This window comes from Paraburkholderia sartisoli (genome assembly GCF_900107685.1).
Classification (GTDB): Bacteria; Pseudomonadota; Gammaproteobacteria; order Burkholderiales; family Burkholderiaceae; genus Paraburkholderia; species Paraburkholderia sartisoli.
In genome coordinates this window covers 969,826-994,845 of the sequence record NZ_FNRQ01000001.1, presented here as the reverse complement: position 1 = coordinate 994,845, position 25,020 = coordinate 969,826, and the positions used below count along the sequence as shown (strand labels likewise).

The following is a 25,020-nucleotide window of genomic DNA, read 5'->3' as shown; positions in this document are numbered from 1 at the left end:
CGCCCTTGATCCGATAGCAGCACAATGAATTCAGTCACCCGGCAGCACGTGCATGGCGCACGCGGCGTGTACCGGCCGGGCATGGAAGAAACGGAGGCGATGATGGCGCATACCACTCATACCGGTCACTTCGCGAGTTTCGCGGAGTTCTATCCGTTCTACCTGGAAGAGCATCGTCACCCGGTGTCGCGCCGGCTGCATTTCGTGGGCTCGCTGGGCGTGATCGGCTTTCTTGCGATGGCGCTCGCCACCGGCGGCTGGGTATGGCTGCCGGCCGCCCTCGTCTGCGGTTATGGCTGCGCGTGGATCGGGCATTTCTTCTTCGAGAAGAACCGTCCCGCCACCTTCCGCCATCCGATATACAGCCTGATGGGCGACTGGGTGATGTTCAAGGACATCTGCACCGGGAAAATCCCGCTTTAGCGGGATGGCGAGCGGCAAACCTGTGTTCGGGCCGTAGTCGCGACGGCCGCCGAACTACGCTGCCTGATGCGGCATCGCTCGCCGTTGCGCGTCGTCCTCGGCGCCGTCGGCCGTGCGTGCCGCGGCCCGCGTCACCAGCAGCGAGGCGAGCGAAATGTCGAGCCTGTCGTTGTCGAGCGCGGCGAGCAGCGATGCGCCATCCACGCGCGTCGAATCGAGATTCAACTGGTACTCCAGTTCCGGGCGGTCGATGACGAACATCGCGAACAGGTGCGCAACGGTAATCTGGTTCGGGTTCGCGACCAGCAGAAAGCGCGGCTGCGCGCCGTTTTCCTCGAGGTGCGCAACCCACTCGCGGTTTTCGAGTTCGCGCGTGATACGGATGGTCGTATCCATGTTGCGACGAAGCATGCGTGCGAGTTGCTGGATCGTATAGCCCGGCTTGCCGGCTTCACGCGCTTCCGAGAGCCGTGCCAGCAGTTCGAGACCGTCGAACAGGTCGCTGCCGGGAAACTGCGGCCGGTGGAACTGGCCGGTGCGGATAGCCGGCAACGCCGAGGCGATCATCGCGCCCGCCAGCGTGACGAACCAGCTGAGATACATCCAGAGCAGGAACATCGGCAGCGCGGCGAACGCGCCGTAGACCGCCGTGTACGTGGGGATGCGCCGGATGTAATAGCCAAAGCCGCGCTTCGCGAGTTCGAAGGCGAGCGCGGCGCACAGGCCGCCGACCACCGCGTCGCGCCATTCGACCCGGCAGTTCGGCAGATAGACGTACAGCATCGTGAACGCGAGCGCGGTGAGCGGCAACGCGGCGCCCGCCAGCGCCCATTCGATCACGGTCGGCATGTGCTGCACGCCCGTGAACGCCATCGACTGCGTGAAGAGATAGGAGGAAATCGACAGGCTGAAACCGATCAAGAGCGGGCTTAGCGTGAGAATCGCCCAGTAGACCAGCACGCGCTGCGCGAAGGGTCGCGGCTTGCGCACGCGCCAGATCACGTTGAAGGCGGATTCGACCGTCATCATCGTCATCACCGACGTGAGGAACAGGAAGATCATGCCCATCGTCGTCAGGCCCTTGGCCTTCGACGCAAATTCGTTCAGCCAGTTGAAGATCTGGTTGTTGATCTGTGCGGGCATCAGATGGTCGGCCAGGAAATCCTGCAGCGACATCTGGAACGACGCAAAAATCGGGAACGCGGTGAACAACGCGAACGCGACCGTCGCGAGCGGGACAATCGCGAGCATCGTCGTGAACGTGAGACTGCCGGCCACCTGCGGAATACGGTCTTCGCTGCTGCGTTGCGCGGCGAATTGCGCAAGACGCCGGATCACGTCGAGATCGACACGCATTCTGGACAACAAAAGCACCTCCTTCGGCGCGGTAAACCGCCCGCCGCGCAACGTGCGCGCGGACCCAACCCCTATAATACCCGTTCACCGACGAGGCCTATGAAAGACATTCTTGTGCTCTATTACAGCCGTCATGGCGCCACGCGCGAGCTTGCGCTGGCGATCGCGCACGGCATCGACAGCGTGCCGGGCATGCAGGCGCGCGTGCGTACCGTGCCGCCGGTTTCGACCGTCTGCGAGGCGACACAGGCGGACATTCCCACCGAAGGGCCGCCGTATGTCGAACTGCGCGATCTCGAGGAATGCGCCGGGCTCGCGCTCGGTTCGCCCACCCGCTTCGGCAACATGGCCGCTTCGCTCAAATATTTCCTCGATGGCACGACGCCGCAGTGGCTTTCCGGCGCGCTCGCGGGCAAGCCGGCCTGCGTGTTCACGTCGACGGGCAGCCTGCACGGCGGACAGGAAACCACCCTGCTTTCCATGATGCTGCCGCTCCTTCACCACGGCATGATGATCCTCGGCATTCCGTACACCGAGAGCACGCTCACCACCACGCAGACGGGCGGCACGCCCTACGGCGCGTCCCATTTCGCGCGCGCGGGCTCGGCCGAACAGGGTATTTCCGCCGACGAAAAAACGCTCGCGATCGCGCTGGGGACACGCGTTGCCCGCGCGGCTTCGATGCTGAGTGGCCAGCCATGAACACGCCGCAGGTACCGCCCGCCAGTGCCACGGCCACGCCATTAACCACGCCCGTTGCGGCGCGACGCGGCTTCGCACACGGCGCGTCGGCGACGTTGATCGCGCTGATCGCGTTGTCGATCGCGTGGGAATGGTGGCTTGCGCCGCTGCGTCCCGGTGGCTCGGCGCTCGTGCTGAAGGCCGTGCCGCTATGTTTCGCGCTTGGCGGCGTGCTGCGCCATCGCGTGTATACGTTGCAATGGGCTTCGATGCTGGTGCTGCTCTATCTCGCGGAAGGCATCGTGCGCGGCATGACCGATGCGGGCCTGAGCGCACGGCTCGGCTGGCTCGAAACGGCGCTCGCGGGCGTTTTCTTTGTCTGCGCGCTCGGCTATGTCGCGCCCTACAAACGCGCGGCGAAGCGCGCGAAGAAAGCCGCCGTCTGAGTTGCGACCAGGCACACGCGGAAACGCCAACTGAAATGCGCGTGCCGGTCGCATGCGCCTCGCACGCAAGACAGGAACCCCACGCACCTCGCACGCAAGACAGGCACCCTACGCACCGAAGCCCGCAACACACGCTGACCGACCATCATGAGCCAACCCGCCGAAGCCTCCCGCCATCACCCGTTCGTCGCCGCATGCCGCGCGGCCATTGGCGCCGCGCACGTCCTGACGGACCCGCACGACACCGCGCCGTACGTCACCGACTGGCGTCGCCGCTACACCGGCGCGACGCTCGCGGTGCTCTGCCCGTCGTCGGCTGAGGAAGTGGCGACGCTCGTCAGGCTTGCCGTCGAACACCGCATCGTGATCGTCCCGCAAGGCGGCAACACCGGACTCGCGGGCGGCGCGACACCCGACGCCAGCGGCGAGCAGGCCGTGCTGAGCCTGAAGCGCCTGAACCGCATTCGCGACATCGATCCGCACAACAACACGATCACCGTCGAAGCAGGCGTCGTGCTCGCCGAGGTCCAGGCGCGCGCGCAGGAAGCCGGCCGGCTGTTTCCGCTCAGCCTCGCGGCCGAGGGCAGCTGCACGATCGGCGGCAATCTCGCGACGAACGCGGGTGGCACCGGCGTGCTGCGTTACGGCAACACGCGCGAACTGTGTCTCGGCCTCGAAATCGTCACCGCGCAGGGCGAACTCTGGGACGGCCTGCGTGGCCTGCGCAAGGACAACACCGGCTACGACCTGCGCGACCTCTTCATCGGCGCCGAAGGCACGCTCGGCATCATCACCGCCGCCGTCATGAAGCTGCATCCGCAACCAGCGGCGCGCGTCACGGCGCTCGCGGCGCTTGCGTCGCCGCATGCGGCGCTCGATTTTCTCGCGCTCGCGCAGCGCTTTGCCGGGCCCCTGCTGACCGGCTTCGAACTGATGTCGGATTTCTGCCTGAGGCTCGTCGGCACGCATTTCCCGCAGATGCGCTATCCGTTCGCCGAACCGCACGCGCAGGCCGTGCTCCTCGAACTGTCCGACAGCGAGAGCGAGGAACACGCGCGCGCCCTCTTCGAACGGCTGATGGAACATGCGCTCGAGGAAGGCCTCGTCGAGGATGCGGTCGTCGCGGAAAACATCGCCCAGTCGCGGGCGTTCTGGAACCTGCGCGAACATATTCCGCTCGCCCAGGCCGAGGAAGGATTGAACCTCAAGCACGACATCGCCGTGCCGATCTCGCGCATCGGCCACTTCATCGACGAAACCGATGCGGCGATCGCGCAGCACGTGCCGGGCGCGCGCATGGTGACGTTCGGCCACCTCGGCGACGGCAATCTGCATTACAACGTCCAGGCACCCGCAGGTGTCGACGCCAGGGCGTTTCTGAAGCAGTATCAGACATCGATCAGCCAGATCGTCTACGACAGCGTGCATCGGCATCGCGGCAGCATCAGCGCGGAACACGGCCTCGGGCAGCTGAAAATCGACGAGGCGATGCACTACAAGCAACCCGTCGAGGTTCAACTGATGCGCACGCTCAAGGCCGCGCTCGATCCGCTCAATCTGATGAACGCCGGCAAGGTGATACGCTGAGATCCGGCGCATCGATCTTGAAGAAGGAGCCGTGTCCGTGAAAATTCGCGTTCTGTCCGACCTGCATCTCGAAAGCGACGAGCCCGAAGTGATCCCGCACGCGAACGCGGATCTGGTGATCCTCGCGGGCGACATCCACAACCATGCGCTCGGCCTGCGCTGGGCGGCGGAAACGTTCGACGGCGCCGCGCCCGTCGTGTACGTGCCGGGCAACCACGAGTACTACGACGGGGAATTCGGCGCGCTGGAGTCGGCCATGCACGACGCGGCGCACGCGGTCGATAACGTCCACTTCCTGAACAATGCTTCGCTGGTCGACCCCGACGGCCGCTGGCGCGTGCTCGGCACCACGTTGTGGACCGACTTCGAGCTCTACGGCGCGAGCGACGCAGCGCGCGCGGAATCGATTGCCGCGGCTGAACGCGTGATGCTCGATTTTCGCGGACTCATCCAGCTCACGTGGCCGCACGCGCCGGACGCCGGTAACGAGGACAGCGCCACCGCTGGCCCACGCGACTTCACGCCCGCCGATTCGCTCGCGCTACACCGGCGCGCGCGCGCCTGGCTCGAAGCGGAACTGGCGAAGCCGTTTGCCGGCAAGACGATCGTCGTGACCCACCACGCGCCGCACCGGCAGAGTCTCGCCGCCCGTTACGCCGACGACCGCGTGTCGGCGGGCTTCGTCAACGACCTGCCGGAACTCGTCCGGGCGCCCGTCGCACTGTGGATTCACGGCCACACGCATACCCCGTTCGACTACACGGTGAACGGCACGCGTGTGGTGTGCAACCCGCGCGGCTATATCGACCGTCGTAGCCGACAACCCGAAAACCCCGATTTCGCGTGGGACAAGGTGGTGGAAATCTAGCGCCGCAGGTTCTTCGGCGGCCTCACGTGGGCGTCGATCCGGCGCTGCGATTGCGGGAGCGTGAAGGGCTGGCGCGCAAGGACTGCGTGCCCGCAGGCAAATTCGTGTGGTGTCGCGTGGGCGGCAGACGCCTGCCCACCGACAAACCGGGTCCGATCAAAGCGCCATCGTGACGAGGTGTCACGAGCGCAGGCGATCCGGTCAGCGAATGTCGGAGCGGTCCGAACGGACGGGACGGGACACCTTGACCGGCACGAGTTGGGGTTGCGGGCGCAGGGTGCGCAGCAGATTACGCCAGGCGGCGATTCCGATCAGTCCGAGCATGACGGCGATGCCGACGAGCAGATGCGTATCCATGGAATTCCTCTTCATCCGGTTCAGGTGATGCGATTGATTCGTGTGCCGCGCATGCATATCAGATCGACTGGTCGATCAGTACACCCGTCACACGTTAGCAAATCGATTCGCGGGAAGAAGTAAGGAAATGTTGCGATGCCCCACGGGTGTAACAGCACGCAACCGGACGCGCCCATTCGGTTAGATAGCCACACGCGCAGTCACGCGCGCGCTCACCAGCACGGTCACGTCCGCGCGAAGCGGCGCAACTCGGCCTGATCGGTGGCAAGCGTCACCGGCAGTTCATCGCGCATGAACTCGACCCACGTGCGGATTTTCGCGTCGAGATACTGGCGCGACGCGTAGAGCGCGTACACGTTCATTTCCTGCGACGTGTATTCCGGCAGGATCCAGACCAGACCGCCGCTACGCAGGCCGCTGATCGCCGAGTAGATCGGAATCAGGCCGACGCCCATGCCTTCGCGCACCGCCACCGCCATCGCTTCGGCGACGTTCACCTGAAACGTCGCCGGCCCGAGGAATATCGATTCCTGGCCGTTCGGGCCATCGAAAATCCATTCGTCGGACGGAAAAACCGGCGTCACCATCTGCAGGCAGGTGTGTTTCGCGAGATCGGCGGGCGTTTGCGGAATGCCGTTGCGCTCCAGATAAGCCGGCGACGCGCAGGCGATGCTGAACGCGCTGCCGAGTCGCTGCGAAACGAGGCCGGAATCCGGCAGGCCGGTCGCGAGCGTGAGCGACACGTCGTAGCCTTCGTCGAGCAGATCAGGCATGCGCTGCGCGAGCGTCAGCTCGACGTGTACATCCGGATAGCGCTGCTGATAACGGCCGACGGCGGGCACGACGTAGTGCTGGCCGAAGCTCGTCATCCCGTGTATTTTCAGCTTGCCGGACGGGCGGGCGTGAGCGTCGCTCGCCTCCGCCTCCGCCTGGTCGACGTACGCGAGAATCTCCTCGCAGCGCTGCAGATAACGCTCGCCCGCCTCGGTCAGCGCGATGCGTCGCGTCGTGCGGTTGAGCAGCCGCGTGCGCAGATGCGCCTCCAGATCGGACACCGCGCGGGAACAATAGGCGGTCGTGGTATTCAGATGCTGCGCGGCGCCCGTGAAGCTGCCTGCCTCCACGACCCGGACAAAGACGCGCATGTTTTGGAGCGTATCCATATATCCTTCCTTTGACCGGTCGATTGTTACATGAATCGCAAGAGCGATTATCTCAATTCCCGTAAAAATGCCTTTCATTTTTACGGGTTATTCAGCAATCGCTGAAAAAATATAATGATGCACAGTGTTCTATCGTCATTTGAGGAGCAAATCGTGCAGTCTCCGGTATCCAGATGGATCGTTCCGCTCAGCTTTCTTACGATCTCATTAATAATCACTGGCTGTGCCAGTACCGGAGGCATCGCGCCGCAGGCGCACGGGCTCGACTCCTCCACGCTCGACGCCGGCGCGGCGATCCGCGCGGCCAACGCGGACGCGAAATGGCCCGCCGCCGAGTGGTGGCGCGCCTATAACGATCCGCAACTGAACGCATGGATTGCAGCCGCGCAGGAAGGCAATCCGACGCTCGCGGTCGCACAGGCGCGCGTGCGCGAGGCACGCTCGCTCGCGGGCGTGGCCGCCGCGGCGCTTTCGCCGCAGGTAAAGGGCGATCTGTCGCTCCAGCGCCAGCACTGGCCGGACAACGTCTATTACGGTCCGGGTCCGCTCTCCGACGCGAACACCTGGAACAACACCGGCACGATCAGCCTCTCGTACCATCTCGACCTGTGGGGCCGCGACCACAACAACGCCGAACGCGCGCTGGACATGGCGCACGCGTCGGCCGCCGACGCCCGCGCCGCCCAGCTCGAACTCGAAGCGAACATCGTGCGCGCATACGTCCAGATGTCGATGAATTACGCGCTGCTCGACATCGCGAAATCGACGGTCGACCAGCAGCACCGCATTCTGGATCTCGCGACGAGGCGCCTGAAAGGCGGCCTCGGCACACAACTCGAGGTGAGCCAGGCCGAAACACCGCTGCCTGAATACGAACGTCAGATCGACGTCTACGAAGAAGCGATCGCCCTCGGGCGCAACCAGCTCGCCGCGCTCGCGGGCAAGGGCCCGGGCGCCGGCGAATCGATCACGCGCCCAACCATCGGGCTCGCGGCGCCGGTCGGCCTGCCTTCGACGTTGCCGGCCGAGCTCATCGGTCACCGGCCGGACGTCGTCGCCGCCCGCTGGACGGTCGCCGCGCAGGCGCGCGGCATCGACGTCGCGAAGGCCGGCTTCTATCCGGACATCAACCTGCTCGCGTCGGTCGGCGGCTTTGCGGCGGCTGGCCCGATGTTCCAGTTCCTGCATGCGGCGAACGGCGGATGGACGGCGGGCCCCGCGCTGTCGCTGCCGATCTTCGAGGGTGGCCGGCTGCGTGCGCAGCTCGGTGCGGCGTCCGCCGGCTATGACGTCGCCGTCGACCAGTACAACCAGACGATCGTGAGCGCGCTCAAGGATATCGCCGACCAGATCGTGCGGATGAAATCGCTCGAGACACAGGCGAAGGACGAACAGCGCTCCGTCGATGCGGCGCGCCGGAACTACCAGCTGTCGGCGGAGGGTTACCGGCGCGGCCTGACCGACTACCTGAACGTACTCATCGCGCAGACGCAACTGCTGCGCGCGCAGGAAGGCGTCGCGCGCGTGCAGGCCGAACGGATCGGCGTGCAGGCTTCGCTCGTGACGGCGCTTGGCGGCGGCGTCATTGAACCGGAAGACGGCCCCGATACCGCCGCAACGCTGCCCGCGCACGGACGCGGCAAGAAGACGCCGGCACCGGCCGCGCCAGACGCGCCGGCCACGCCGGTTGCATCGACGACGCCCGCCGCCGAGCCCGCTGCCACCGCCGCCACCGCCGCCACGCGGCCGGCCGGCACGGCGTCACCGAAGTAAGCGCGGCGCTCCCATGTCCACGCCTCTTTCCTCCGCCCCGTCGCCGCTCACCGCGTTCTATACGGCCGCTGCCGACTGGGCCCGCACCGACGGTCGCACCTGGATCTACATGTTCAAGGCGATCGTCGCGGCGCTGCTCACGCTCGCCATTGCGATGAGGCTCGACCTGCCCCAGCCGCGCACCGCGATGACGACCGTGTTCGTCGTGATGCAGCCGCAAAGCGGGATGGTGCTCGCGAAGAGCTTCTACCGGATTTGCGGCACGCTCGTCGGGCTTGTCGTGATGCTCGCGCTGCTCGGGCTTTTTTCGCAGCAGCCAGAGCTTTTCATGATCTCGACCGCGCTCTGGGTCGGCATCTGCACGGCCGGCGCGGCGCGTAACCGCAACTTCCGCTCGTATGGCTTCGTGCTCGCGGGCTACACGGCCGCGCTGATCGGCATTCCGGCCTCGCAGCATCCGGACGGCGCGTTCCTGTCGGCGCTCACGCGGGTGGCCGAGGTCACGCTTGGCATCCTGTGTTCGGGCGCCGTCAGTGCGCTCGTGTTTCCGCAGCATGCGGGCGAACAGATGCGCTCCACCGTGCGCGCGCGCTTCAGCGCGTTCGTCGAATACGTGTCGGGCGCGCTGTCCGGGCGCGTGCCGCGCGAGCAGATCGAGGCGACGAACGCGCGCTTCGTCGCCGATATCGTCGGCTTCGAGGCGACCCGCAGCGTGGCCGTGTTCGAGAGCCCGGAATCGCGGATGAAAAGCGGGCGTCTGTCGCGGCTGAACAGCGAGTTCATGACCGCGTCGACACGTTTTCATGCGCTGCATCAGTTGATGAACCGTCTGCACCAGACGGCCGCCGCCGATACCATCGCCGCGCTCGAACCGTACTTCAAGGAAATCGCGCCGCTGCTCGCGAAATCGGGCGCGGGCGAGCCGGTGCTGACCGCGGCCGACGCCGCTTCCGCGGCCGCGCAACTCGATGCGTACAAGGCCGCGCTGCCGAAGCGCATCCGTGCGACGCGCGCCGAGCTCGAGACGAAACCCGAGTGTCCACTGCTCGACTTCGACACGGCGAGCGAGCTGCTGTATCGCTTCGTCGACGACCTGCATGCCTACGCGGCCACGTATGCGTCGCTTGCCGTCGATACGCATGAGCGCGAACGCTGGATCGAGCGCTACGAGCCGAAGACCAATGCGATCGCGGCGGGCGTCGCGGGCCTGCGCGCGGTCGTCGTGATGCTGGTGCTCGGCGCGTTCTGGATCGCGACCGCGTGGCCGAGCGGCACGACGCTCGTGCTGAACGCGGCGGCGATCTGCGCGCTGGCGTCGTCGTCGCCGTATCCGACGCGCACCGCGTTCCAGATGGCGGCGGGCACCGTGCTTTCGACGATCATGGGGATGATCGTCACGTTCGGCATCTATCCGCACATCGACGGCTTTCCGCTGCTCGCCCTTGCGCTCACGCCGTTCCTGCTGCTGGGCGTGTTCATGACGACGCGGCCGAAGCTGGCCGGCTACGGCGTCGGCTATTGCATCTTCTTCTGTTTCCTCGCGGGTCCGGACAACCTCATCCACTACGACCCGACGAGCTTCATGAACGACGCGCTCGCGCTCGTGATGTCGATGCTGGTGTCGGCGATTGCGTTCGCGGTGCTGCTGCCGCCGTCGACGCCCTGGCTGCGCAACCGGCTCTTCCACGATCTGCACCGCCAGGTGGTGCTGAGTTGCCACGGGCGGTTCGCGCGCCTGCGTTCACGCTTCGAGAGCGGCGCGCGCGACCTGATGTTCCAGATCAACGCGCTCGCCGAGGGCGAACCCGAGCTGAAGCTGAACACGCTGCGCTGGCTATTCGCGGTGCTGGAAGTGGGCAACGCGGTCATCGACGTGCGCCGCGAGCTCGCGACGCTGCCCGCCGAACCGCGCTACGCCGAATCAACGCCGTGGCGGGTGGCGATCCGCACGATGCGCGACGCGCTCGCGGCGCTCTTCGACCATCCGCGCGCCGGGCGCATGGACGCAGCGCTGCTCGCCACCGCCGACGCCATCGCGTCGACGCAACTGGTGCTCGCGACGTTTACGCCTTCGCGCGAAGAGCGACACCAGTTGCAACGCATTCTGAGTCATCTGCATTTCATACGTACCGCGCTGCTCGATCCGCAGTCGCCGCTGGAGGCACTGGTGGGCGGCCGCGGCGAGGAGCTTGAGGGAGAACGCCATGCCACGTGAAATTTCCGTTCTGGATGCCTATATTCCGGCCATCGTGCTGCTGTTCATTGCCGGTGCCGCGCTCACGTGGGTACTGGACCGCGTGATTGCCTGGACGGGCCTGTACAGCGTCGTCTGGCATCCATCCTTATTCAGGGCGAGCCTGCTCGTCTGTGTGTGCGGGGTGCTTGGCCTCGCCGTTTATCGTTGATCAGAGTCGAAACATGACCATCCGGAAAATCATTGGCTTTCTCGCGACGCTTGCGATCTTTGCAGTTGCGATCTTTATTGGCCGCGCGCTGTGGGTGCATTACATGGACGAACCGTGGACGCGCGACGGCCGCGTGCGTGCCGAGGTGATCAACATCGCGCCGGACGTTTCGGGTGCGGTGGTGGAACTGCCGGTGCATGACAACCAGCTCGTCAGGAAGGGCGACCTGCTGATGCAGATCGATCCGTCGCATTACCAGATCGCGGTCGAACAGGCGCAGGCGGCGGTTGCGGCGCGCAAGGCGGAACTGCAGGCACGTCGCGACGATGCAAAGCGGCGCGCGGATATGGACAGCCTGGTGGTATCGAAGGAAAGCCGCGAAAACGCGTCGCATTCGGCGACGGCGGCCGAGGCGCAGTATCAGCAGGCGATTGCCGCGCTGGATGCGGCGAAGCTGAATCTCGCGCGCACGCGGGTGGTGGCGCCGGTGGATGGGTATGTCACGAACCTGTCGGTGTATCGCGGCGATTATGCGACGGCGGGCGTCGCGAAGTTCGCGATCGTCGACAGTCATTCGTTCTGGGTTTATGGCTATTTCGAAGAGACGAAGTTGCCGCGGGTGAGGATCGGCGACAAGGCCGAAATCCGGCTGATGAGCGGCGGGGTGTTGCAGGGGCATGTCGAAAGCATTTCTCGCGGGATTTATGATCGCGATAATCCGCAGAGCCGCGAGTTGCTGGCTGATGTGAATCCGACGTTTAACTGGGTGAGGCTGGCGCAGCGGGTGCCCGTCCGGGTGCGGATTGATCACGTGCCGGAGGGGGTTGTTCTTTCTGCTGGGACTACTTGTACGGTTGTTGTTTCGCCGCGTTGAAGCTGGGGTTTTTTTGTTGTTCTGGCTTTTTTGTTGTTCTGGCTTTTTGGCCTTTCCTTGAATTCATGTCGGTCTATTAGCGTCGCCCCTTTGGCGGGGCGGCATTCCGGTTTTTTCGTGCCGAAGCTGGGTTTTCCTTTGGCCTTTCCTTGAATTCATGTCGGCCTATTGGCGTCGCCCCTGTGCGGGGCGGCACCTACTTTTCTTTGTCTTCCAAAGAAAAGTAGGCAAAAGAAAGGCGCTCCGAAAACTCACCTTTTCCAGGTGCATCATCGTTGGGGAATGGCACCCCGTGAGATGTCGCCCCCGCGCTCCAGGCCACACGGGTCCGCGCACGATCTGATCTCCCGCACAGCACCACCCGTGACACAGGGCTCATTCATCCCACTCCGCACTACGTGCGTCGCGGAGCGCCCGCTCAACGGTGCCGACATCAGGGGCCAAAAAATCGCCGGTTGCAATCGAGAGCGCGATTGTGGCGGCGATTGCAATCACAATTCGGATGCGAGTGCGGACGCGACTTCGATTGCGGATGCGGATGCGGATGTGGGTGTGGGTGTGGGTGTGGGTGTGGGTGTGGGTGCCGGTGCCGGTGCCGGTGCCGGTGCCGGTGCCGGTGCCGGTGCGGGTGGGGGTGCGCGGGAGGGGTTATGCCGGTCGGCGACGCGCGTAGCGCGGAGTCGGGTGGATGACGGCTTTGTCACGGGCACTGAACGCGCGCGGGATGGAATCGCGTGGGGACCCATGTCGGGTGAAGTGCGGGGGGAGACACTTCATGGGTTGCCATTCCCCGCTGAAGATGCGCCTTGAAGAAATGAGTTTTCGAAGCGCCTTTCTTTTGCCTACTTTTCTTTGGAAGACAAAGAAAAGTAGGTGCCGCCCCGCACAGGGGCGACGCTAATAGACCGACATGAATGCAAGGAAAGGCCAAAAAGCCAGAACAACAAAAAACCCCCAGCTTCGGCACGAAAACCCTTACCTTATAGCCTGAACTTCCCAACCATCCCCTTAAGCGCCCTCGCTTGATCATCAAGCGATCTCGCCGCGGCAGTAGCCTGCTCCACCAGCGCGGCATTCTGCTGTGTCCCGGAATCCATCTGCGTCACCGCGTTATTGATCTCTTCGATCCCCGAACTCTGCTCGGCGGACGCAGCCGAAATCTCCCCCATGATGTCCGTCACCCGCTTCACCGCCTTCACCACCTCATCCATCGTCAGACCCGCATCCTGCGCCAGCGTCGAGCCGTTCCCCACGCGCTCAACCGACGCACTGATCAACGTCTTGATCTCCTTCGCAGCCGCCGCGGATCGCCCGGCAAGATTTCTCACCTCGCCCGCCACCACCGAAAACCCGCGCCCGTCCTCGCCCGCCCGCGCCGCTTCCACCGCGGCGTTCAACGCGAGAATGTTCGTCTGGAACGCAATCCCCTCGATCACGCCAATGATGTCGCCAATGCTGCGCGCGCTGTCGTTGATCGCGCTCATCGTCGCAACGACCCGCCCCACCACCTCGCCACCCTTCTCCGCAATCTCCGATGCATTGTTCGCCAGCGTGCTCGCCTGCTTCGCGTTGTCCGCGTTCTGACGCACCGTCGACGTCAGCTGCTCCATGCTGCTCGCCGTGCGCTCCAGCGCAACCGCCTGCTGCTCGGTACGACGCGACAGATCAAGATTGCCCATCGAAATCTCACCCGACGCCGCCGCGATCGCCTCGGCGCTCGCGGCGATGTCGGCAACCGTCGTCGACAGGCCGGCCTGCATGTCGCGCAGCGCGGACAGCATGCTCGACGTGTCCTTGCGCCCGAGCACGATGTGGTTCGACAGATCACCCGCCGCGATGCGGCTCGCGATTTCCTTCGCGTACACCGGCTCGCCACCCAGCTGGCGCGCAAGACGACGCACCACCCATTCGCTCACGAAGAACGCAAGCACCATCAGCGCAATCGTCATCACGGCCATCATCACGAACGACGAGCGATAGATGAACGCGGACGCCTCGATGGTCGCTTTCGCCGCCTTGCCGCGCTGGGCAACGAGTTCGTCGACGAGCTTCTCGAGCTTGCCGGTCTCGACCAGCAGCGACACGTCCTGCGTGCCAACCTGCCAGTTCATCTGCGAAAGATCGAGCGGCTGCGCCTTCACGAGCGTCACGAACGCGCGCAGGTTGCCGCTCCATGCCGTGACGGCGGCGGCGAACTTCTTCTGCTGCGCAACGGCCACGCTGTCCGACGGGTCGACATACTGCTGCAACGTGTTCAGCTCGGTGTTGATCGACGAAAGACCCGTCTCGATGTCGCTGCCGAGTTCGTCGCGCTCCTTGCCCGTGGTCGCGGTCAGCAGCATTTTCTGCGCGCGGCTGGCGCGCAGCACGTAACCGCGCGCCTCCTCGGCGGCACGGCTCGCGACGTGCCCCTGATCGTAGATCGAACGCGTCGAGCCATTCAGACGGCTGATCTGCGTCAGCGAAAACACGCCGATCGCCAGCGTGCCAGCCAGCAGCAGCGCAAACGCCAGCCGGAGCGTGGCCTTCACCGAAAGACCCGAAAGACGGCCGGCACGCTGGCGCGTGTGCGCGGCGCCTTCCGTGCGACCGCTGTCCCCCCAAACTCCCGCACCCAACTTCGGATCCGTCTGCGCGCCTGGTTGCCTGCCCAGCGAAACTGCTTTCATTCTTTCATTCCCCCGCTTCCGAATGCTGGCCGCCGGAAAGGTCAGTTCCGGCATTTCCGCTTGTCTATCCGGGTCTACGGCAACATCCGCTGCGATCTTTAATGCCGCTCAGATCCGCCGCCCCTTGCCCACCCGGCCTTGTGAGCCGCGTGTACGCGCTGGGGTTATACACGTCCAAAAAGTCCGCCGGAAGAATCTGCCGAAATAAAGGCCCACTATTCGGAACACTTTTGCACCGTTTTGGTGTGATTAACCGACAAGTCGCTGTCCGATTCGCGACAAATCTTGGCCGGACAATTCTTCCAAGCCAAACTACACTAGTCGGACTAGCAGAAAAATCTGACAAAAAGATCCTGATGACTGCGTCCTGATGTCGCGGCGCCGGAGACCGCCCCGCCCCGAGACCATTTTTCCCCAGCCCTTTTCGATACTTATGGAAACGAGCCTCGACAAAAGTACCCTGAGTGCCGCGCCTGCTGTTGCTGCCGCCGCCAGGCCGCAGCGCACGATCTACTCCGTGCTCGGCGCCATCAGCTTCACGCATATGCTCAACGACATGATCCAGTCGTTGATCCTCGCCATCTATCCGATGCTGAAGGACAACTTCTCGCTGTCGTTCGGGCAGATCGGTCTCATCACGCTCGTCTACCAGATCACTGCCTCGCTGCTGCAACCGATCGTCGGCAGCTATACGGACAAGCATCCGAAACCGTATTCGCTGCCGGTCGGCATGGGCTTCACGCTGTCGGGCCTGCTGCTGATGTCGGTCGCGCCGAACTTCGGCGTGCTGCTGGTGGCGGCGGCGCTGGTCGGCTGCGGCTCATCGGTGTTTCACCCGGAATCGTCGCGGGTGGCGCGCATGGCCTCCGGCGGCAAGCACGGCCTCGCGCAGTCGCTGTTTCAGGTCGGCGGGAATGTCGGCTCGTCGCTCGGGCCGCTGCTCGCCGCGCTGATCGTGATTCCGCACGGACAGGGCAGCATCGCGTGGTTCTCGGTGGCCGCGCTCGTCGCGATCGTCGTGCTGACGCAGATCGGCCGCTGGTACAAACAGCACCCCGCCACGAAGCGGACGCGCGGCGCGCAGGCCGGCCATCCGACGCTTTCGCGCAACAAGGTGCTGATGGCCGTGGGCGTGCTCGTGCTGCTGGTGTTCTCGAAGTACTTCTACCTCGCGAGCATCAACAGCTACTTCACGTTCTACCTGATCGACCGCTTTCATCTGCCGATCCAGGCGGCGCAGATCCATCTGTTCGTGTTCCTCGCGGCCGTCGCGGCCGGAACGATGATCGGCGGCCCGATCGGCGACCGTATCGGCCGCAAGTACGTGATCTGGGTGTCGATTCTCGGCGTCACGCCGTTCACGCTGCTGCTGCCGTACGCGAACCTGTTCTGGACCGGCGTGCTGACGGTCGTGATCGGCGTCGTGCTCGCGTCGGCGTTCTCCGCGATCCTCGTGTATGCGCAGGAGCTGATTCCGGGCAAGGTCGGCATGGTCGCCGGGCTGTTCTTCGGTCTCGCGTTCGGGCTCGGCGGCGTCGGCGCGGCCGTGCTCGGCCAGCTGGCCGACGCGACGAGCATCGCGTACGTCTACAAGGTCTGCTCGTTCCTGCCGCTGATCGGCGTGTTGACGGTGTTCCTGCCGAACCTCGAACGCGGGAAGGTCAAGGCCTGAGCACATCGCGCCTGATTCGCCCGCTGTCTTTCGAGGCGCCGCATCGCGGCGCCTTTTCTTTTGGCGGGCCGGATCGCTGGGGGCGCTTGTCGGGTTGCTCGTCGGGTTGCTTGTCTGGCCGCTTGTCGGGCCGCATACCAGCCCGCATGTCAGGCTCAGGCGCGGCGCACTGAGCGCGAGTCATGGTGAACCCGCGTTGTTCGACGGTACACCGCTGCTCTATGCTGTGCGCACGCACTGTCCGCGAGCCGTCTGCCTGGCCGGAAGTCGCAGGCGCATGGAAGCCGGTCGCTGTCCCGCTCAACGCTTCACAGAAGGATCGCCGCAGATGAGCCGTTATCGCGATTTCCACCGCCGCTCGATCGATGACCCTGAAGCGTTCTGGGGCACCGAAGCACAACGCATTCACTGGGAAACGCCGTTCGACACCGTGCTGGACCGCTCGAACCCGCCGTTTTCGCGGTGGTTTACAGGCGGCCGGACGAACCTGTGTCATAACGCCGTGGACCGGCATCTCGTCGCGCGGGCGCAGCAGAACGCGCTCGTCTACGTCTCGACCGAAACCGGCATCGAACGCCGCTACACATACGCCGAGCTGTACGCCGAGACCAACCGGATGGCGGCGGTGATGCGCTCGCTCGGCGTGAAACGCGGCGACCGCGTGCTGCTCTATCTGCCGATGATCCCCGAAGCCGTGTTCGCGATGCTCGCGTGCGCGCGGCTCGGGGCGATTCACTCGGTCGTGTTCGGCGGCTTCGCGGCGGGCAATCTCGCGGCCCGCATCGACGACGCCAAACCCGCGCTGATCGTCACCGCCGACGCCGGCGCGCGCGGCGGCCGGGTGATCGACTACACGCCGCTCGTCGACGAGGCGCTCGCGCGCGCGCAGCACCAGCCGCCGCACGTGCTGCTGATCGACCGGCAACTCGCGCCGGAGCGGCTCAACGCGAGCTATCTCGTCGCGTACGAGCCGCTGCGCGAGCAGTTTTTCAACGCGCACGTGCCGTGCGAATGGCTCGAATCGAGCGAGCCCTCGTACGTGCTCTACACGTCGGGCACGACTGGAAAGCCGAAAGGCGTGCAGCGCGACGTCGGCGGCTATGCCGTGGCGCTCGCGGCATCGATGGAATATATCTTCGAAGGCCGCGCCGGCGACACGATGTTCACCGCGTCGGACATCGGCTGGGTGGTCGGGCACAGCTACATCATCTATGCGCCGCTGATCGCGGGACTCACGACGATCATGTACGAAGGCACGCCGGTTCGCCCTGACGGCGGCATCTGGTGGCGTCTCGTCGAGCAGCACGGGATCAACCTGATGTTCACCGCGCCGACCGCGCTGCGCGTGCTGAAGAAGCAGGATCCGAAGCTCATGAAAGCCGCCGACCTGTCGAGCCTGCGCACGCTGTTCCTCGCCGGTGAGCCGCTCGACGAACCGACCTCTTCGTGGATCGCGGACGCGCTCGGCAAACCGGTCGTCGACAACTACTGGCAGACCGAAACCGGCTGGCCGATTCTCGCGATCCAGCGCGGCGTCGAGGCGCTGCCGCCGAAGCTGGGCTCGCCCGGCGTGCCGGTTTATGGCTACAACCTGTCGGTGCGCAACGAAAACACCGGCGAGCCATGCACGCCGGGCGAAAAAGGCGTGATCACGCTCGGCTATCCGCTGCCGCCGGGCTGCATGACGACCGTCTGGGGCGACGACAAACGCTTCGTGGACACCTACTGGTCGAGCGTGCCGGGGCAGCAGCTCTATTCGACCTTCGACTGGGGTGTCCAGGACGACGACGGCTACGTGACGATCCTCGGCCGCACCGACGACGTGATCAACGTCGCGGGCCACCGGCTGGGCACGCGCGAAATCGAGGAAGCGTTGTCGGGCCACGCGGCGGTCGCGGAAGTGGCGGTCGTCGGCGTCGCGGACAAGCTGAAGGGACAGGTGGCGCTGGCGTTCGCCGTGCTGCGCGAGCCGGACCGTTACGCAGACCCCGCCGCGCGCAACGCGCTGGAAGCGGATCTGGCGGCGACCGTGGGCCGGCAACTCGGCGCGATCGCACGGCCCGCGCGCGTGCATGTGGTGACGATGCTGCCCAAGACGCGCTCCGGCAAGCTGCTGCGGCGCGCGATCGCGGCGCTGGCCGAAGGCCGCGACCCGGGCGACCTGCCGACGATCGAAGATCCGGCCGCGCTCGGACAGATTCGCGCGGCGCTGGAGGAGGTGGCGGGCCAGGGTGGGGCGGGTTGAAGCGCCGGGTTAAGGTGTGGCTGGGTTAAGGCAGTTAAGGCAGTTAAGGCAGTTAAGGCAGTTAAGGCAGTTAAGGCAGTTAAGGCAGTGAAGCCAGGCTGGGGCAAACCGGGTTAAAGCGCCGGTGTGAAGTAGCGCTGGCGTCCCCGCCGCCTACCCCCGCGCCTGAAAGAACCGCGACAGAATGCCGGTCGAATACGCACCGGCAATTTCCACGAGGAACGTGGCGAACGAAGCCGGCGCGTGCGCATCGGCCGTATCTGAAATGGTGCGCACGATCGCACATGGCACGCCATACTCGAAGCACACCTGCGCGAGCGCCGCGCCTTCCATCTCGACCGCGAGCGCGTCGGGCAATGCGTCACGCAACGCCTGAACCGCCGCGGCGCTCGCAACAAACTGGTCGCCACTGACAATCAGCCCGCGATGGACGCGCGGATTTTGCGTGCCGAAGCGCGTTGAAAGCGCGCTGCCCTCCTCCGCGACAAACCGTTCGCAGGCCGCGTTGAGTTGCGCCGACAGCGTGCTGTCCGCGGCGAAGCGCGCAACGCCTAGCAGCGGCACTTCGAAGCGCGGAAAGAGCGGTGACGCGTCGAGATCGTGTTGCAGCAGCGTGTCGGCGACGACGATGTCGCCGATCCGCACGTCTTTCCCGACCCCGCCCGCGACACCCGCGAACACGATTTCCTGAACGTCGAAGACGTGAATCAGCGCGCTGACCGTCGCCGCGGCCGCCACCTTGCCAACCCGCGCAAGCGTCACGACGCACGGCGTGCCATGCACGGTGCCCACGTGATAGTCGCGCTGGCCGTGCGTGACGGTGCGCACGCCGGATTCAGCGCGCATCGCGCCCAGCAGGTCGCCGAGTTCCTGCGGCAGCGCCGCCAGCACGCCAAGCGGGCGACGCGTGGCCTCCCCGGCCGACAACGGTGTCGTGCTCATTCCACCGCCTGCAGTTTGGCGACGGCAAGCGCGAGCCATTTCTCGCCGTGCCGCTTGAACTTGACCTGCGCCTTCGCATCGGCGCCGCCGCCTTCGAGCGCCGTGATCGTGCCTTCACCGAACTTCGTATGGAACACCTGCTGGCCGACACGAAAGCCGGTTTCCGCGGCCCGCTGGGCGTTCGCGAACGCCGGCAGCGGCGCGGAAGTCGACGCCGTGCCGCCCGTATAGCCCTGCTGGCGATCCGGTCGCGCGAACCAGTCGCGCCCATAACCGGCGTTATCCGACCGGCCACCCCAGCGCGCGCCGGCCTCGACTTTCGGCGTGAGCCACTTCAGCGTCTCCTGCGGCAGTTCGTCGAAGAAACGCGAGCGGATGTTGTAGCGCGTCTGGCCGTGCAACATCCGGCTCTGCGCGAACGACAGATACAGCCGTTCCTTCGCGCGCGTGATCGCGACATACGCGAGACGCCGCTCTTCCTCGAGACCGTCCGATTCCATCGCGCTGTTTTCGTGCGGGAAGAGGCCCTCTTCGAGACCGGTGATGAACACCGCCGTGAATTCGAGCCCCTTCGCCGCGTGTACGGTCATCAACTGCACGGCTTCCTGGCCGGCCTGCGCCTGGTTGTCGCCCGCCTCGAGCGATGCGTGCGACAGGAAGCCGGCGAGCGGCGTCATCGTGTCGGGATTTTGCGCCGGGTCGGTGGGCGCGGCGGCGTCGAGCACGACCGTGTCCGGGTCGCCGGTGGCGACGAGTTCGGGTGCGCTGGTCGCGCCCGCACGCAGCGGAATCGAGCGCGCTGGCGTGTCGAGGCCGTAGCCTTCCTCGCTGACAAAAGCGGCCGCCGCGTTAACCAGTTCCTGCAAATTCTCCAGCCGGTCCTGGCCTTCGCGCTCGTTCTGATAGAAGTCGGAAAGACCGCTCGCGCGCACGACGTACTCGACGGTCTCCGGCAAGCTCATCTGCTGCGTTTCCGCGCGCATCCTCGCGATCAGCGTCGCGAACGTGCCGAGGCTCGAACCGGCCTTGCCGGTCACGTACGGAATCGCCGCCGCCATCGAAACGTTGTAGAGACGCGCCGCGTCAGCCAGCTGTTCGATCGAGCGCGCGCCGATGCCGCGCGTCGGGAAATTGACCACACGCGAGAACGCGGTATCGTCGTTCGGATTGTCGATCAGGCGCAGATACGCGAGCGCATGCTTCACCTCCTGGCGCTCGAAAAAACGCAAGCCGCCGTACACGCGATAGGGAATGCCGACGTTCACGAGCGTGTGTTCGATCGTGCGCGACTGCGCGTTGCTGCGATAAAGCACGGCGATCTCGCTGCGCGACGTGCCGGTGTTGATCAGCGCCCTGATTTCCTCGACGATCCAGCCCGCTTCCTGCGTGTCGGTCGCGGCTTCGTACACGCGCACCGGCTCGCCATGGCCCGCGTCCGTGCGCAGGTTCTTGCCGAGACGGCGCGAGTTGTTCGCGATCAACTGGTTCGCGGCGTCGAGAATATGGCCGTGCGAGCGGTAGTTCTGCTCCAGCTTGATCAGGTGGCGCACATTGAACTCATGCTCGAAATCGCGCATGTTGCCGACGTTCGCGCCGCGAAACGCGTAGATCGACTGGTCGTCGTCGCCGACGGCGAAAATCGCATTGGTCTGGCCCGCGAGCAGCTTGAGCCACGCGTATTGAAGCTTGTTGGTGTCCTGAAACTCGTCGACGAGAATGTGCCGGAAGCGCGCCTGGTAATGCGCGCGCAGCGGCGGATTGTGCGCAAGCAGCTCAAAACAGCGCAGCAGCAGCTCCGGAAAATCGACGACGCCTTCGCGCTGGCACTGCTGGTCGTAGGCTTCGTAAAGCTCGACGAACTTGCGGTTGAAGTTGTCGGTTGCGTCGACGTCTTTCGGGCGCAGCCCCTGCTCTTTCGCGTTGTTGATGAAGTACTGCAGGTTCTTCGCCGGATATTTCTCGTCGTCGATGTTAAGGCCCTTCATCAGACGCTTGATGGCCGACAGCTGGTCGGCCGTGTCGAGAATCTGGAACGTGGCCGGCAGCGCGGCATCGCGGTGATGCGCGCGCAGCATCCGGTTGCACAGGCCGTGGAACGTGCCGATCCACATGCCGCGCGTGTCGATGGGCAGGAGCGCCTGCAGGCGCGACATCATTTCGCGCGCGGCCTTGTTCGTGAACGTGACGGCGAGCACCGTGGCGGGCGAGGCAAAGCCGTTCTGGATCAGCCACGCGATCCGCGTGATCAGCACGCGCGTCTTGCCGCTACCGGCGCCGGCCAGAATGAGTGCCGGTTCGTTCGGCAGCGTGACGGCGGCGTGTTGTTCGGGATTCAGATTGGCGAGCAGATCGGGCATGTGAGATGGGCAGACGGCGGGATGGAACAACATTGGGGCAGGTCGTCGGACATTATAAGTCCGGGCGCTGTTCGTGCCGCCTCATGCATGCGGAACTGGCCAGGCGGCCAGGACTTCGGCGGGTTCTTTCCTGCTCCCGCCTTGTCCGGATGGCCAACCGGAGCGTGTGGGCGCCGTGCCGGGCGCGTCAGCCTTTATAATTGGGCATTCCCCGCTTCTTTCACGCATTTTTCGGCAGACTTCCAATAATGAGCGACAGCACGCTTGCCAAGAGTTTCGAACCCCAGACAATCGAGGCCCAGTGGAGCCCCGAATGGGAAAAACGCGGTTACAGCGCCGCAACGATGGATGCGAACCGCAAGGATTTCTCGATTCAACTGCCGCCGCCGAACGTCACCGGCACGCTGCACATGGGTCACGCGTTCAACCAGACCATCATGGACGGCCTCACGCGCTATCACCGCATGCTGGGCGAGAACACGCTGTGGGTGCCCGGCACCGACCACGCCGGCATCGCCACGCAGATCGTCGTCGAGCGCCAGCTGGACGCGCAAAAGGTGTCGCGTCACGAGCTGGGCCGCGAGAAGTTCGTCGAGCGCGTGTGGGAATGGAAACAGGAATCCGGCTCGACCATCACGAACCAGGTGCGGCGCCTCGGCGCGTCGATCGACTGGTCGCGCGAATACTTCACGATGGACGACAAAATGTCCGCCGCCGTGCGCGACGTATTCGTCCGTCTGTATGAACAGGGTCTGATCTATCGCGGCAAGCGCCTCGTGAACTGGGATCCGGTGCTGCTCACCGCCGTCTCCGATCTCGAAGTGGTCAGCGAGGAAGAAAACGGCCACCTGTGGCACATCCAGTACCCGCTTTCGGATGGCTCCGGTCATCTGACGGTCGCGACCACGCGCCCGGAAACGATGCTCGGCGACGTCGCCGCGATGGTGCATCCGGAAGACGAACGCTATGCGCACCTGATCGGCAAGACGGTGACGCTACCGCTCACCGGCCGCGAAATCCCGATCATCGCCGACGACTACGTCGATCGCGAATTCGGCACGGGCGTCGTGAAGGTCACGCCCGCGCACGATTTCAACGACTACCAGGTGGGCCTGCGCCACAAGCTCCCGCAAATCGAGATTTTCACGCTCGACGCGAAGATCAATGACAACGCGCCGGAAAAATATCGCGGCCTCGATCGCCTCGACGCACGCAAGGTCGTCGTGGCCGATCTCGAAGCGATTGGCCTGCTCGAATCGGTCAAGCCGCACAAGCTGATGGTGCCGCGCGGCGACCGCACGGGCGTCGCGATCGAGCCGATGCTCACGGACCAGTGGTTCGTCGCGATGAGCAAGCCGGCGCCGGAAGGCACGTTCAACCCGGGCAAGTCGATCGCGGAAACGGCGCTCGACGTCGTGCGCGGCGGGGAAATCAAGTTCGTACCGGAGAACTGGACGACCACGTATTACCAGTGGCTCGAAAACATCCAGGACTGGTGTATTTCGCGTCAACTGTGGTGGGGCCACCAGATTCCCGCGTGGTACGGCGAGAACGGCGAGATTTTCGTCGCGAAGACCGAAGAAGAAGCGAAGGCGCAGGCCGTCGCGAAAGGCTACACCGGCGCGCTGCGCCGTGACGAGGACGTGCTCGACACATGGTTCTCGTCGGCGCTCGTGCCCTTCTCGTCGCTTGGCTGGCCGAACGAAACGCAGGAACTGAAGCACTTCCTGCCTTCGTCGGTGCTCGTCACGGGTTTCGACATCATTTTCTTCTGGGTTGCGCGCATGGTCATGATGACCACGCACTTCACCGGCAACGTGCCGTTCGACACTGTTTATGTACACGGTCTCGTGCGCGACGCGGAAGGCCAGAAGATGTCGAAGAGCAAGGGCAACACGCTCGACCCGATCGATATCGTCGACGGCATCGAACTCGACGCGCTGGTCGCGAAACGCACGACCGGCCTGATGAATCCGAAGCAGGCTACGTCGATCGAAAAGAAGACGCGCAAGGAATTCCCCGAGGGCATTCCGGCGTTCGGCACGGATGCGTTGCGCTTCACGATGGCGTCGATGGCCACGCTCGGCCGCAACGTCAACTTCGATCTCGCGCGCTGCGAGGGCTACCGCAACTTCTGCAACAAGCTGTGGAACGCCACGCGCTTCGTGCTGATGAACTGCGAAGGTCACGACTGCGGCTTCAGCAAGCCGGGCGCCTGCCAGCCGGGTGATTGCGGCCCGGGCGGCTACACGGATTTCTCGCAGGCGGACCGCTGGATCGTGTCGCTGCTTCAACGCGTCGAGACGGAAGTCGCGAAGGGTTTCGCCGACTATCGTTTCGACAATGTGGCGAACGCCATATACAAGTTCGTGTGGGACGAATACTGTGACTGGTATCTCGAACTGGCAAAGGTGCAGATCCAGACCGGCACGCCGGAGCAGCAGCGCGCCACGCGCCGCACACTGCTACGCGTGCTCGAAACCGTGTTGCGTCTCGCGCATCCGGTGATCCCGTTCATCACCGAAGCGCTCTGGCAAAAAGTGGCGCCGCTCGCGGCCAGCTACCCGGAAGGCATGGCGGAAGGCGAAGCCTCGATCATGGTGCAGCGCTATCCCGTGGCCGAGCCGAAGAAGATCGACGAAGCGGCCGAGCAGTGGGTGGCGGACCTGAAAGCGGTCATCGACGCGGCGCGTAACCTGCGCGGCGAGATGAGCCTGTCGCCGGCCGTGAAGGTGCCGCTTCTTGCCACCGGCAATGCGGAGCGTCTGAAAACGTTCGCGCCGTATGCGCAGGCGCTGGCCCGTCTGTCGGAGGTCCAGATCATCGCCGACGAGGCGACGCTCGACGCGCAGGCAGCGGGCGCGCCGATTGCTATCGTCGGTCATGACAAGCTCGTGCTGAAGGTCGAGATCGATGTCGCGGCGGAACGCGAACGTTTGTCAAAGGAAGTGGCAAGACTGACCGCGGAAGTTTCGAAATGTAACGCCAAGCTTCAAAATGAGAGCTTTGTTGCAAAAGCGCCGCCTGTGGTCGTTGAGCAGGAGCAGAAAAGGCTGGCAGAATATCAGGCCACGATTGGCAAGCTCACGGCGCAACTTGCGCGTCTGCCTGCCTGAACGTCGAACCTGTTGCGCGAGATGGGCCGAAAAGCGGGGCCGAATGCAGAACCGAAGCACAGGACCAGAGCGCGCGTTTTAACAGG

General features: G+C 64.8%; 18 protein-coding genes. 12 read left to right on the top strand and 6 right to left on the bottom strand.

Translation table 11 applies throughout. From position 1 onward, the window contains the following. The first annotated feature begins 102 nt into the window (after window positions 1-102). The gene (locus tag BLV45_RS04550) at window positions 103-423 is read left to right on the top strand and encodes a DUF962 domain-containing protein (protein ID WP_090531109.1); all 321 of its coding nucleotides are present in this window, start codon (window positions 103-105) and stop codon (window positions 421-423) included. 54 nt (window positions 424-477) lie between these two features. On the opposite strand, the gene BLV45_RS04545 is transcribed toward BLV45_RS04550, so the two are convergent. Further along, complete coding sequence (locus BLV45_RS04545; RefSeq protein ID WP_176954093.1) at window positions 478-1,779, bottom strand: YihY family inner membrane protein; 1,302 nt, start codon at window positions 1,777-1,779, stop codon at window positions 478-480. 99 nt (window positions 1,780-1,878) lie between these two features. Here BLV45_RS04545 and wrbA point away from each other — a divergent pair, with 99 nt between their 5' ends. The 4 genes from wrbA (at window position 1,879) to BLV45_RS04525 (ending at window position 5,361) form a co-directional block, all read left to right on the top strand. Further along, window positions 1,879-2,481: an NAD(P)H:quinone oxidoreductase gene (wrbA, locus tag BLV45_RS04540; RefSeq protein ID WP_090529515.1), complete on the top strand. Its 603-nt coding sequence runs from the start codon at window positions 1,879-1,881 to the stop codon at window positions 2,479-2,481. Beyond that, on the top strand, window positions 2,478-2,906 hold the full coding sequence (locus BLV45_RS04535) for a DUF2069 domain-containing protein (RefSeq protein WP_090529511.1): 429 nt from the start codon (window positions 2,478-2,480) through the stop codon (window positions 2,904-2,906). Before wrbA ends, BLV45_RS04535 begins: the two co-directional genes overlap by 4 nt. Before the next feature lie 147 nt (window positions 2,907-3,053). Beyond that, the gene (locus BLV45_RS04530) at window positions 3,054-4,493 is read left to right on the top strand and encodes an FAD-binding oxidoreductase (protein WP_090529508.1); all 1,440 of its coding nucleotides are present in this window, start codon (window positions 3,054-3,056) and stop codon (window positions 4,491-4,493) included. Window positions 4,494-4,530: 37 nt separating this feature from the next. After that, window positions 4,531-5,361 carry a metallophosphoesterase gene (locus BLV45_RS04525; RefSeq protein ID WP_090529504.1) on the top strand — a complete coding sequence of 277 codons (831 nt, stop codon included), beginning with the start codon at window positions 4,531-4,533 and terminating at the stop codon, window positions 5,359-5,361. A 201-nt stretch (window positions 5,362-5,562) separates the two neighbouring features. On the opposite strand, the gene BLV45_RS27405 is transcribed toward BLV45_RS04525, so the two are convergent. Further along, a complete protein-coding gene (locus BLV45_RS27405; protein ID WP_176954063.1) occupies window positions 5,563-5,718 on the bottom strand; it encodes a hypothetical protein in 156 nt (51 codons plus the stop codon). Window positions 5,719-5,942: 224 nt separating this feature from the next. Next, window positions 5,943-6,881, bottom strand: a complete 939-nt coding sequence (locus BLV45_RS04515; protein ID WP_090529498.1) for a LysR family transcriptional regulator — start codon at window positions 6,879-6,881, stop codon at window positions 5,943-5,945. 153 nt (window positions 6,882-7,034) lie between these two features. On the opposite strand from BLV45_RS04515, the gene BLV45_RS04510 reads away from it, so the two are divergent. From BLV45_RS04510 to BLV45_RS04495, 4 genes are read left to right on the top strand one after another with little or no spacing between them, the layout of a single operon-like run. Next, window positions 7,035-8,654 (top strand): efflux transporter outer membrane subunit, encoded by a 1,620-nt coding sequence (locus tag BLV45_RS04510; protein ID WP_090529495.1) that lies wholly within the window; start codon window positions 7,035-7,037, stop codon window positions 8,652-8,654. Between the two features lie 13 nt (window positions 8,655-8,667). Next, on the top strand, window positions 8,668-10,869 hold the full coding sequence (locus tag BLV45_RS04505) for an FUSC family protein (RefSeq protein ID WP_090529492.1): 2,202 nt from the start codon (window positions 8,668-8,670) through the stop codon (window positions 10,867-10,869). Next, window positions 10,859-11,059 (top strand): DUF1656 domain-containing protein, encoded by a 201-nt coding sequence (locus BLV45_RS04500; RefSeq protein ID WP_090529489.1) that lies wholly within the window; start codon window positions 10,859-10,861, stop codon window positions 11,057-11,059. Before BLV45_RS04505 ends, BLV45_RS04500 begins: the two co-directional genes overlap by 11 nt. A gap of 13 nt (window positions 11,060-11,072) precedes the next feature. Beyond that, complete coding sequence (locus BLV45_RS04495; RefSeq protein WP_090529486.1) at window positions 11,073-11,933, top strand: efflux RND transporter periplasmic adaptor subunit; 861 nt, start codon at window positions 11,073-11,075, stop codon at window positions 11,931-11,933. Between the two features lie 980 nt (window positions 11,934-12,913). Here BLV45_RS04495 and BLV45_RS04485 read toward each other — a convergent pair. Continuing rightward, entirely contained in the window at window positions 12,914-14,602 is a 1,689-nt protein-coding gene (locus BLV45_RS04485; protein ID WP_090529481.1) for a methyl-accepting chemotaxis protein, read from the bottom strand. A 433-nt stretch (window positions 14,603-15,035) separates the two neighbouring features. Between BLV45_RS04485 and BLV45_RS04480 the strand changes: the two genes are divergently transcribed. Together BLV45_RS04480 and BLV45_RS04475 are read left to right on the top strand one after the other, a co-directional pair. Beyond that, window positions 15,036-16,274, top strand: coding sequence for an MFS transporter (locus tag BLV45_RS04480; RefSeq protein ID WP_090529478.1), 1,239 nt, complete (start codon window positions 15,036-15,038; stop codon window positions 16,272-16,274). A gap of 328 nt (window positions 16,275-16,602) precedes the next feature. Continuing rightward, window positions 16,603-18,519 (top strand): propionate--CoA ligase, encoded by a 1,917-nt coding sequence (locus BLV45_RS04475; RefSeq protein ID WP_090529475.1) that lies wholly within the window; start codon window positions 16,603-16,605, stop codon window positions 18,517-18,519. Window positions 18,520-18,672: 153 nt separating this feature from the next. Here BLV45_RS04475 and BLV45_RS04470 read toward each other — a convergent pair whose 3' ends face one another. Together BLV45_RS04470 and BLV45_RS04465 are read right to left on the bottom strand one after the other, a co-directional pair. Next, the gene (locus BLV45_RS04470) at window positions 18,673-19,461 is read right to left on the bottom strand and encodes a 5'-methylthioadenosine/adenosylhomocysteine nucleosidase (RefSeq protein WP_090529472.1); all 789 of its coding nucleotides are present in this window, start codon (window positions 19,459-19,461) and stop codon (window positions 18,673-18,675) included. Further along, window positions 19,458-21,818 carry a UvrD-helicase domain-containing protein gene (locus tag BLV45_RS04465; protein ID WP_090529469.1) on the bottom strand — a complete coding sequence of 787 codons (2,361 nt, stop codon included), beginning with the start codon at window positions 21,816-21,818 and terminating at the stop codon, window positions 19,458-19,460. Before BLV45_RS04465 ends, BLV45_RS04470 begins: the two co-directional genes overlap by 4 nt. Before the next feature lie 248 nt (window positions 21,819-22,066). On the opposite strand from BLV45_RS04465, the gene BLV45_RS04460 reads away from it, so the two are divergent. Continuing rightward, window positions 22,067-24,934, top strand: a complete 2,868-nt coding sequence (locus BLV45_RS04460; protein ID WP_090529466.1) for a valine--tRNA ligase — start codon at window positions 22,067-22,069, stop codon at window positions 24,932-24,934. Window positions 24,935-25,020: the final 86 nt, after the last annotated feature.